General features: G+C 68.7%; 7 protein-coding genes. 5 read left to right on the top strand and 2 right to left on the bottom strand.

What is annotated here, in order from left to right:
* Window positions 1-553 precede the first annotated feature (553 nt).
* Complete coding sequence (locus ACZ7H1_RS37085; RefSeq protein ID WP_470792875.1) at window positions 554-928, top strand: site-specific integrase; 375 nt, start codon at window positions 554-556, stop codon at window positions 926-928.
* A 146-nt stretch (window positions 929-1,074) separates the two neighbouring features.
* On the opposite strand, the gene ACZ7H1_RS37080 is transcribed toward ACZ7H1_RS37085, so the two are convergent.
* Window positions 1,075-1,308 carry a DUF7683 domain-containing protein gene (locus tag ACZ7H1_RS37080; protein WP_470792873.1) on the bottom strand — a complete coding sequence of 78 codons (234 nt, stop codon included), beginning with the start codon at window positions 1,306-1,308 and terminating at the stop codon, window positions 1,075-1,077.
* Window positions 1,305-4,991, bottom strand: a complete 3,687-nt coding sequence (locus tag ACZ7H1_RS37075) for a colicin E3/pyocin S6 family cytotoxin (protein ID WP_470792871.1) — start codon at window positions 4,989-4,991, stop codon at window positions 1,305-1,307. The genes ACZ7H1_RS37080 and ACZ7H1_RS37075 overlap by 4 nt, the downstream gene beginning before the upstream one ends.
* 314 nt (window positions 4,992-5,305) lie before the next feature.
* Here ACZ7H1_RS37075 and ACZ7H1_RS37070 point away from each other — a divergent pair, with 314 nt between their 5' ends.
* From ACZ7H1_RS37070 to ACZ7H1_RS37055, 4 genes are all read left to right on the top strand, one after another.
* Window positions 5,306-6,958, top strand: coding sequence for a trypsin-like serine protease (locus tag ACZ7H1_RS37070; RefSeq protein ID WP_470792869.1), 1,653 nt, complete (start codon window positions 5,306-5,308; stop codon window positions 6,956-6,958).
* 234 nt (window positions 6,959-7,192) lie between these two features.
* Entirely contained in the window at window positions 7,193-7,369 is a 177-nt protein-coding gene (locus ACZ7H1_RS37065) for a hypothetical protein (RefSeq protein ID WP_470792867.1), read from the top strand.
* Between the two features lie 341 nt (window positions 7,370-7,710).
* Complete coding sequence (locus ACZ7H1_RS37060; protein ID WP_470792865.1) at window positions 7,711-7,944, top strand: hypothetical protein; 234 nt, start codon at window positions 7,711-7,713, stop codon at window positions 7,942-7,944.
* Between the two features lie 274 nt (window positions 7,945-8,218).
* Complete coding sequence (locus ACZ7H1_RS37055) at window positions 8,219-9,367, top strand: hypothetical protein (RefSeq protein ID WP_470792863.1); 1,149 nt, start codon at window positions 8,219-8,221, stop codon at window positions 9,365-9,367.
* Window positions 9,368-9,865 lie beyond the last annotated feature (498 nt).

The raw sequence follows: 9,865 nt of genomic DNA, 5'->3' as shown, positions 1-9,865 counted from the left end.
CCCTTGATCAGCACCCCTCGATCCTGTCACCAGCCACTGACAGGGTCCGCTCCGGGATCGACAAGGGGGGCGCCCAGTTACGGGACAGGTCTTAGCTGCCGTTCCAGGACTTCCGGATCCTGCTCCTCTTCGAACATCAGAACCTCCCGCGGTCTTTCATGAGCTTCATCAGGGCTGACCAATTCTGCTTTTGGGTGCCCTGGAGACTGAATGAGACCTCCGCAGTGGTCGAAACCACCGCGACCATCAGCCTTTCATGGCAAGCATCAACTACCCGTTCCGGGACCCCAAGAGCGACGCCGAACTGCGCAGCGAACCGCCGGGCCGAAGACGAGTACCAGCGCCAGGAGGAGAAGGGGGCCGCCCTCCTCCGCCTGGCCGGCGAACTCCCACCGATCGCCCCCCCGAGGTCTTCCTCGAACAGATACGGCTCGACCTCACCACCGCTGGCTTGCACGTGGCACCGCCCCAGCGGAGCAGGGCGGCGTCATGGTCTACCTCAACGACGACGCCCAGGTCGTCGTCGACTGGCTGCCCCACGCCCGGCTCTACCGTGCACCGGACGAAGGTCCGCAGGCATACCACCAACGTCATTCTGTGCGGCACCGACCCCGCCACCTGCCCGGTCCGCGCCCTGCGCACCTACCTCGCCGCCCTCGACGAGGCGGGACGTCGCGGCGGCGGCCCCCTCTTCGTCCGGGTCGACCGCTGGGACCGCCTCGCCCCGCCGATCACCTGGGGCGGCCGGACGATCGGCGACCCGGCCGGGCGGATGACGGCCGAGGCCGCCGCCGAGGTGATCGATCGCCTGGCTTACGCCGCCGGCCTGTCCGGCGCCCGGTCCGGGCACTCCCTCCCGCCGTCGCGTGAGGGTGGGAAGGGAGGCCGGCGCGTTGTTGCCGGTCCTGCACCCGACAGGGAGGACTGACTTTGGGCCGGTGCTGGTGAGTGCGGACGCTCGCGGTGGGGTCCGCTGCCGAGTACCTGGTCGCCGGGCAGGGACTGACCCTGGGCGAGCGCCCGACAGGGGGCTCGCCCAGGGTCAGTCGCCGTACGGTCGTAGTCAGGGCTCGGTCAGTCTGCCGTTGGCTCCAGGTAGTACTCGTAGGAGTCGAAGTTGAACGTCAGTCCGGTGAGGGGCGCCAGCTTGGCGGCGTGGTCATGGGTCACCAGGTAGGTGTCACCGAGGTGGTCGGGGTTGGAGATGTCGAACACCTCGGACAGGGTCTGCTCGCCTACATGAGAGATGTCCCACCTGTCATCGGTGAAGTCTTCGTCTTTGGGGTACTGGGCGATCCAGTAGATCATTTCTCGACCTCCCTGCTGGAGTTGCGGGGCTTGGTCTGCTCCCCGGTCCGGTAGTCGAACTCTCCGATGTGCTTGCCGTTCTTGTCGTACATCTCGATCGTGTCGTGCTGGCGGTCGTGCTCGTAGATCTTCCCCTTGGCGTCCTTCCAGCGGGCGCGCAGCCCGCCGCCGCCCTGCACGGGTGTCTTGGGCTTGGCGCGCTTCGCCCCGGGGAAGGCGGGCAGATCCTTAGGGGTCGGAGCGGGACCGGTCTGTACCTTCTGTGCGGCGTTCGCTTTGTCGCGTGCGTTGCGCAGGGCGACGCTGAGGCCTTCGTCGATGCGGGAGATGCCGTCGGCTGCTCCGTAGGCGCCGCCCACGATGAGTCCGCTGCTGGCGACGATCGCGGGTGCGCCGGCGAAGCATCCGACGCCTGTGACGCACAGGGCTCCGCCTCCGGCTATGCCGCCGGTTCCCGCGGCCATGGCGTAGATGCTCAGTGCGGTCTCGAAGCCGCCCGTCAGGATGTCGGTGTTGGTGAGGATCTCGGTGGCGTAGATGCCGACCGTATTGCCCTTTTCCTGTAGCCAGTCGGGGACCCAGCCCTCGTCGGGGGCGGCTTCGGGTACGTCGCCCTCTTCAAGCAGGGCTTCCCGCCACTCGTTCTCGATCTGGCGGAAGGCCTCCTCCTCCTCGCGGTACTTCGTGACGGAGACGGTCCATGCCTCCGTCGCCGCGGCTTGAGCGGCCTCCTGGTCTTTGCCGGCAGCCAGAGCGCTGCCGCGGGCCTGGTCGGCGGCTGCCCAGGCCGCGCCTGCCTCGTAGCGTGCATACGTAGCCGAGCCCTGGGCAGCGGTCGCGGAGCGGACGGCACGCTCGACGGCGTGCTGGGCGTCCTTTCGGGCCTGCTCTGCAGTCCTTGCCGCTGCAGCAGCCTTGTCGGCTGACGTTTTGGCCGCAGCAGCGGAGTCGGCTGCGTCAGCTGCGTGCTTGCTGGCCTGCTCGGCCGATTCCTCGGCTTGGCGAGCGGCCTCGTCTGCTTCGGCGGCGGCCTTGCGTGCGAGGGCAGCGACCTTGCGTGCGAGGGCGGCGTCCTTCTGGGCTGTCGAAGCAGCGGCGCGTCCTTCGGAGATCAGTTCCTGGACACGGGCGCGGTGGACTGCCGCAAGCTGGTCCTGGCGCTGGGCCTTGTACTGGCCGCTCTGGATGAACGAGTGCAGGAGGGCGGAGGGGCCTGCGAGCGCGACACGGGCCGATGCGACGACTTCTTCACCCTGCTGGGCGGTGTCGCGGAGCTGGGCTGCGCGGACGCGCTCGTCTTCCTGCCGCGCGAGGCGTTCGCCTTGCGTGATGAACGCGCGGTAGGAACCAGTCGTGTTGGCGAGGAGGGCGGCTCGGCCCCGCTCCTGGACGACGGGGCCACCGGCGTTGATGACGCGGGCGATGTGCACGCGCATGTCTTCGGCTGCGGCCTCGTACTGGCCAGTGAGGAGGTAGGCGTGCGTAGCAGCCCCGCCTGCCTGGAGCGCCTGCTCGGCTCCCGTGCGGATCTTCCTGGACGGAGAGTCCAGGGCAAGCCGCTCGACGTCGGTGCGGGCGTCTTCTTGGATGGCCTTCGACCAGCCGGTACGGGCGTACTCGGCCATCTGCTCGTCGCTTTGGGCGAGGGCGACCTGAGCTGCGTTGCGGGCCCAGGGTCCTCCGATCTTCATCGTCTGGATAGCGAGGGGGCGTGCCCTGGAGACGATGACTGCCGTGCTTGCGGCTGGCTGCAGTGATTCCGCCGCCAACTGCCGCTGGGCCGATTCCAGGTCCGCGACCTGCTGGTCCAGGTCGTCCCGCTTCTTGGTGTCTGCGTCCTCGGCTGCCTTGAGGAAGGCGGCTCGTTCGACTGCGGCGTTGGTACGGGTGTTCAGTTCCTCAGTCTCGACCTTGCGGGCGAGCTCGTAGGTCTTCTCGGCCTTGGCCACGGCGGCCGTGGCGATGTTCGCAGCGGCGGTGGCGGCGTTGGCATGGGCGGTGGAATTGGCTGCTGCCGTAGCGGAATCACCGGCGTGTTCGGCTGCGTCGTCGGCTGCAGTGGCGGCTTCGCGTGCATGGGTGGCTGACTCGCGTGCGGCGTCGCGTGCTTCGAACGCTGCGCTGGATGCCTCGCCAGCGAGATCCTTGGCCGCGGTCGCGGCGCGCGAGGCCTCGGCAGCCTGCTTGCGGGTACGGGAGGCAGCGGAAGAGGCTTCACCCGAGTGGGCGCCGGCGGCATCGGCGTAGCGGCTGGCCTCGTCGGCGGAGTTGGCGGCGGCGGCCGCGTTCGTGCCCGCGCTGGCGGCGGCAGCTGCTGCCTGGCCCGCGGCATTGGCTGCGTTGCCGGCTTCCCATGCGGCGTCGGCGGCGTCCTCGGCGCCCTTTGCTGCAGCGCGGGCGGTTTCGGCGGCCTGACGGGCTGCTGAGGCTTGTGCGGCGTCGGTTGCAGCGTTCGCCGCGGCGCCCCGGGCCCGGGAGGCGGCCTGGGAGGCGCTGGCTGCGGCGGCTGCAGCGTTAGCGGCTGCGTTGGCCGCGACACGGGCGGAGGTGTTGGCCTTGCGGGCCGCACCGACCGCGGTTTCCGCGGCCTGCGAGGCCTGGCTGGCAGCCGAGGCGGCCCGGGATGCGGCGGCGGCGGCGAGCTGGGAGTTCTCGCGTGCGTCCGCCGTCTCAGCCGCCGCCTTCGCGGCGGCTTCCTTGGCAAGCTTGGAGGTCTCGACCGCGAGCTCGGCGTCTGCCTTGGCTGCTGCAGTCTCCTGCTTGGCCTGACGCCCGGCTTCCTTGGCGAGTGCGGCCAGTTCGGCGACCGTGGCATGCTCTCGGTCGCGGTTTCGTGCCACGTACTGACCGACGAGAAGGAACTCTCGAATGTCGGCGGCGGAACCATTGAGTGCGATCCGCCCCGCAGTCCGGACGTTGAGGCCACCGACGCTGAGGATCTGGGCCAGCCGAACGCGTTCGTCCTGCTCCTGCCAGTCGTAGCGGCCCTTGTCGAGGAACTTCCGGACGTCTGCAGCGGACCCCTCGAGGGCCTTCCGGCCCGCTTCCTTCACCAGCGGACCGGCCGTGTCGATGATCTGGGCGAGCCGGACGCGCTGGTCCTGCTCCAGAGGATTCTTCCAGCCGGTGGTGAGGAAGGCGCGTAGTTCCTGAGGAGTGCCCCCGAGAGCGGCGCGCGCGGCTGCGATCAGATTTTGTCCGCCCACGCTGGCGATCTGGGCGGTCGCCACACGGTCGTCCTGGTGAGTGACCTCCGGCGCCACCTGGCTGAGGAAGCGCTGAACTTCGGCGTCGGATCCGGTCAGCGCGACCTCGGCGGCAGCCTTGGTGCCGGGACCGCCGGACTTCCACAGGTCGACCACGCGGCCTCGCGGTGTGGCGGGGACGCCGTCGGCCAGGGCTGCCGGCACTTCGTCAGCGGCAGCCAAGGGGGCTGCACCCAGCAGCCCCGCAACCAGTGCCAGCATCAGACCAGCACTGCCGAGCGCAGGGCCAGCTCCGACCAGCGCCCGCGAAGATTTTGTTCGGCGATCTCTTCGCCTCAAGGTCAGCTCATCTCGTCGTCGGGGCCACGAAAAAACGCGGCCAACACGCTTGAAGAAACCCCTCGAAAAACCGAGGAGCAGCGGCATCAAATCGACAATCCCGCAATCAACGAAGAGATATTCATCGCGATATTCCATGCGGTTGTCAACTGCGGCCCCATGTCGCTGACCAGGCATCCAGCGAGGATAGAACACGGACCTGAAGCCCTGTCAAGAGGGAATCTGAGGGAGTCGTTGAAGTTGTTTTGAGGTGCCTCTGCAGGGTAAAAGGTTGTACGCAAAATGCCGTGATCATTGTCACGCCATCGCCGTTTGACAGGGGGGATCCAGCGGGGAATCTTTTTCCTGATCTGAGTCAGGCCTCCCGGCAATGCCGCAGAGACCTGCGTTCTCGCAGTCCTGCCAGACTGCCTTCGGAAGGAATACAACAGGTGCACTCCCGTGCCACCAGAATGGCCATCGCGACCATGGCAGCAGCTGCCCTCACGGCGCCCATGTCGGGTTCCGCCGCCGCAGCCGACCCCGCCCCGGCGGACATGCCGTTCGCCTTCGAGGGCGGCTCCTACCCGAACGCCGCTCAGATCCTCGCGGAGAGGGGAATCAAGCTCCTCCGAGGCGACGGCAATATCACCCTCGCCGAATGCAACCCGGCCGACGAGCAAATCCGGGTGATGGCCGTAGCGGACGAGAGCGTCAACCGTCAGGGCACCTACTGCTTCGAGTCCCACGCCGGCACCGGGGTGCTTACCCTCAAGCTCGACCGAGTCTTCGCCATCGACGCCGGCGACCAGCCGTTGAGTGCCGAGCTCACTGCGGCAGATGGCACCTCCAAGACCGTCACCCTCGCCAAAGACGGCTACGCGAGTGTTGGCGAGGGTCAGGCTGGTGGCCAGCGCAGCAGCATGATCGAAATCCGCACTACCGGCCCCAACGCAGCTCCCGTAGCCCCATCCGGTGACATGTCCCTGGCGTTCACCGCCAAACTCGCCATAGGGAACAGCGAGCTCGCCATGCGGGGCTGCTCCGGCGCCTTGGTCAGCCCCCGGTGGGTGCTCACCGCTTCCTCATGTTTCACCCGGGGACTTGACCAGCTTGACCCCGGCAAGCCGTCCGAGAAGACGATCGTCACCATCGGACGGAACAACCTCCTCTCTTCCGGCGGCCTGGTAACCGAAGTCACTGAACTCGTCCCCTACCAGGGCCGCGACCTCGTGCTGGCCCGACTTCAGAAGCCTGCATTCGGAATCACACCCGTGCCGCTGGCCGCCACCGCCGCCACTGCAGGCGAGACTCTGAAGATCGCAGGCTTCGGGCAGACCAAGACCCAGTGGATGCCGTCGAAGATCCACAGCAGCGCATTCAAGGTGGACGCTGTGCAGGCCGATGCTGTGGCCGTCACCGGCCAAAGTGGCGCGGCGGTGTGCGCGGGCGACGCTGGCGGTCCGCTCCTCCGCGTCACGGACGGCAAGGCCGAGCTGGTTGGTATCAACAGCAAGTCCTGGCAGGGCGGCTGCATGGGCGGCGCCACGGAAACGCGAACCAGTGCGCAGTCCGTCAACGCCGCGGACGCCTCTGCCCGGGTGTGGCTCAAGTCAGAGCGCGAGTTCGTGCAGATGGCTGACGCCACGGGCGACGGCCTGGCTGACATAATCATCCAGAACCTCAACGGCGACGTCACCGTCCGCCGTGCCTACAAGGGCCCAATGGCCTTCCAGCCCGGCCAGCCGAAGTACCTGTTCGCAGAAGGAGTCCGCTGGAGCAGTGGCTGGGCGAACTTCACCGGCCAGGAAGGCCAGGGCCGGCTTTACTTCGCTGACGTCAATGCGGACAACAAGGCCGACATGATCGTTCACGCTGGTGACGGCTCGGTTGCGGTGCGTCCGAACCTGGGCAGCGGCTTCGGCAGCAGCGTGACATGGAGCAGTGGCTGGGCGAACTTCCTCGGCCACGCCGGCCAGGGCCGGCTCTACTTCGCCGACGCCGTCAACGGCATCACCGTCGACGGGAAGGCCGACATGATCGTCCACAGCACCGACGGAAGCATCGCCCTGCGCGAGAACACGGGTGCAGCGTTCGCCATCGTCGAAGGCGACGACGTCCTCTGATCAAGGACGAAGAATCCTGCTATGCCCCGCCACTGCCGCACGCGTTAACGGCCTGCCCGGCCGACTCGTCGGCACGGTCACGCACCCCGCGGCAAGCAGCTGCCGAAGTCTAAGCGGCGGGGCAGAGCCCACAAACCTGGGCTAACCCCTCGCGGGGTTAGCCCAGGCGTGTCCGCTGGGGAGGTTCCCGAGCCGGACCAGCTCGCGAGGACGGACCAAGCGAGCTTCGTGAAGATGGCTCGTCGCTCTTGCAGCTGGGCTCGCGCCGCAGCGGCGCTCGCGGAGAACGACGCGGACTTCCTCGTCCCGCTGCGCGACGCAGGCCCTCGCATTCGTGAGCGCTGGGACGACGACAGCGTCCTCGTCGGGGATGCGGTGGTGCTTTCCGGCGATCGCGCGGATGGCGGGTAGCTGCCTGGGCGATTCTCCGGCGGCTCCCTTCCCTCCGACAGGCGGAGATCTCCGGATCGGGTCTCACATCGAACACGGCCGGAGTCGAAGGCGATCTCAGGGTCTCCGCCCCAGGGGTCTTCGGGACAGCGGCGGGTCAGGCTGCGGGTGTGCGGGCGCGAGGCGGTTCGGTGGAGAGCCGGGCCCAGGTACCGCAGCTGACGTGCCGGAGAACCTGCGGTCGCTGCGGCGGCGGTGTGTGCCGGCTCTTGGCGTATGAGCGGGAAGGTGCGAGGTTCTGGTGGGGGTTTGCCGCCGGCGCGGACAACGCCATTGCCGCCCAGTGCCTGCATCTCTACCACTTGGCCCGTGGCGAGCTTCGCGACGCCGACCACTGGGCCCTGCAGGCGGCCACCGCGGAAGGCCCCGTCCTCCCGCGTACACCCGCTCGCCGCTCACCCGGCCGACACGAAGCCCTGCGCGCGGCCGTACGCCGGCTCAAGGTCGACGCCATCGAGGAATCCGGCCACAGCCGGGTCCTGCGCCCCGCCCAGCACCTGGCCGACAGGATCGAAGAACTCGCCGACGCCCTGTAGCGAACCACCCCGGCGGCGTTCAGGGCGTCGTGGAACGGGTGCGTACGTGAAGTAGAGGAGGCCCCGGGGACGCGCTTGGCGTCTCCGGGCCCTCGGGCTATGGGTCCACTCTCCTGCTGCACCGGCTTCCGTCACCCGCTCGAGGGAACGATTCCGTGAGGGTGACAGGCGCCTCCCTCATGTGGGTGACACGTTGTCAGCGCCCGTCCGTAGCGTCCGGCCGTGACGATTCCACCGCCTGAGGGCGGTGCCTCTTCAAGGCGGTGACCTTCGGATGACCCTCACCACCGGACTCCACAGCCCCCGTACTCCGCTGCGCCGGTTCCTGGACCGCGAACTGTCAGCCGGCCCGCGGCCGCTGCGCGAGTCCTTCCGTGCCCAGCACCAAACCGACAACCTTCTGCTGCCAGGCCCCGGCGTCGGCACGGAGGCCGGCAACGTCGGCACCGCGATCGACCAGCGGCTACGCCTCGCCTTCACGACGGCCGCGCCCGTGGACCTGGCCACGGAGGCCGGCATCGACCTCACCGGCGGCATCGGCCGGGGCACGGGACTACGGATGCGCGCGGTCGGCACCGAGCTCGCCGCACGCCTGGTCGAGACCGTGCACCGCCTCGACCTCGACAACCGTGAGTTGCCGATGGACCGCGCCCATGACGAGGAGGAGGACCTGGCCCGCATGCTGCTCGCCGCCGCCTGGTACCAGGTGATGGCCCGCAACCCATACGGATTCACCTACACCCAGCTCTACCTCACCGCGCTGGAGGACCCCGCCGGCTTCACCCTCGACCGGCTCCTGCAGCTGCCCAACCAGGACATGGTCGACGACGTCGTCCACCAGCTCTACCTGGCCACCACCGGCCCCCTGGAGACGCTGCGCGCCCGCACCCAGGCCCAGCACTGCACTGGCGGGCCCACGTTCCCGGGCGTCAACATCACCGCCGACGCTGACCTCGTGGTCGACGGCCTGCTGCTCGACTTCAAGAGCACCAAGCACCCCTTCGTCCGGGGCCTGTCCCAGCACACCGCAAACCAGCTGCTCGGCTACCTGCTCCTCGACACCGCCGACCGCTACCGGATCGACACCCTGAGCCTCTACCTCACCCGCTCCGGCGTCCTCGCCAGCTGGCCCGTGGAGGAGTACCTCAACCTCCTCGGCACCTGCCGCCGCGACCTGCCCGCCCTGCGCACCGTCGTCGCCGAACTCCTCGCCGGCTGCCAGGCCGACGCGATCCCGTACGGGCAAGAGGAAGAGGACCAGGCGCACGACCTCCTTGAGCGCCTGGCCCCCGTCATCGCGGTCGGCCACTGCCCGGTCTGCGCACAGCCGCTGCCCGACTCCGCCCGCCGCCCCCGCGTGTACTGCTCCCGCTGGTGCTCCGGACGCGCCACCACCATCCGCAGGCGCAGAAACCGACGCTAGACCGCCCCGCGGTCGCTGACCCCCACCCACACGTGGTGAGTGTGGCTGGCCAAGAGCCTCGCCAACCCTGCTTTGGCCCTGTTCCTCCGGCTCGCCGGCCGGAACGCAGCGCGCTCAGGCCCCTTCGCCGCACGGGTGACCGCCGGGGCGGCACGCACCGCCTCAACGGGCTACACCGCCGTGTGCCCGGGGCGCTTGGTGGCGGCGGTGATGCGGTGACGTTTCCATGCGCGGCGGGGGCGCCCGCGGGCGCCGGTGATGAGTGCGTCCGGCTCGAGGAGTTCGGGGAAGCGTTTCTGTGCGAGGGCGCTGGTGAAGCTGGCGGTGGAGGTGTATCCGAGGAGGGGAGCGGCTTCGGCGGCGGTGAGGAGGTCGTCGGGGCAGTCGGCGGCGGGCGTCGGGGCTAGGGGCTGTCGTCAAAGTGATCTTGGGTTGTGGATCATGGTGTCGTGATACGTCGCCATGAACTGTCCGATGCCGAGTGGGAACTCGTGCAAC

Source organism: Streptomyces sp. NPDC037401 (assembly GCF_055602345.1).
The sequence above is the reverse complement of the archived record's forward strand: the minus strand, read 5'-3'. Positions and strand labels throughout refer to the sequence as shown.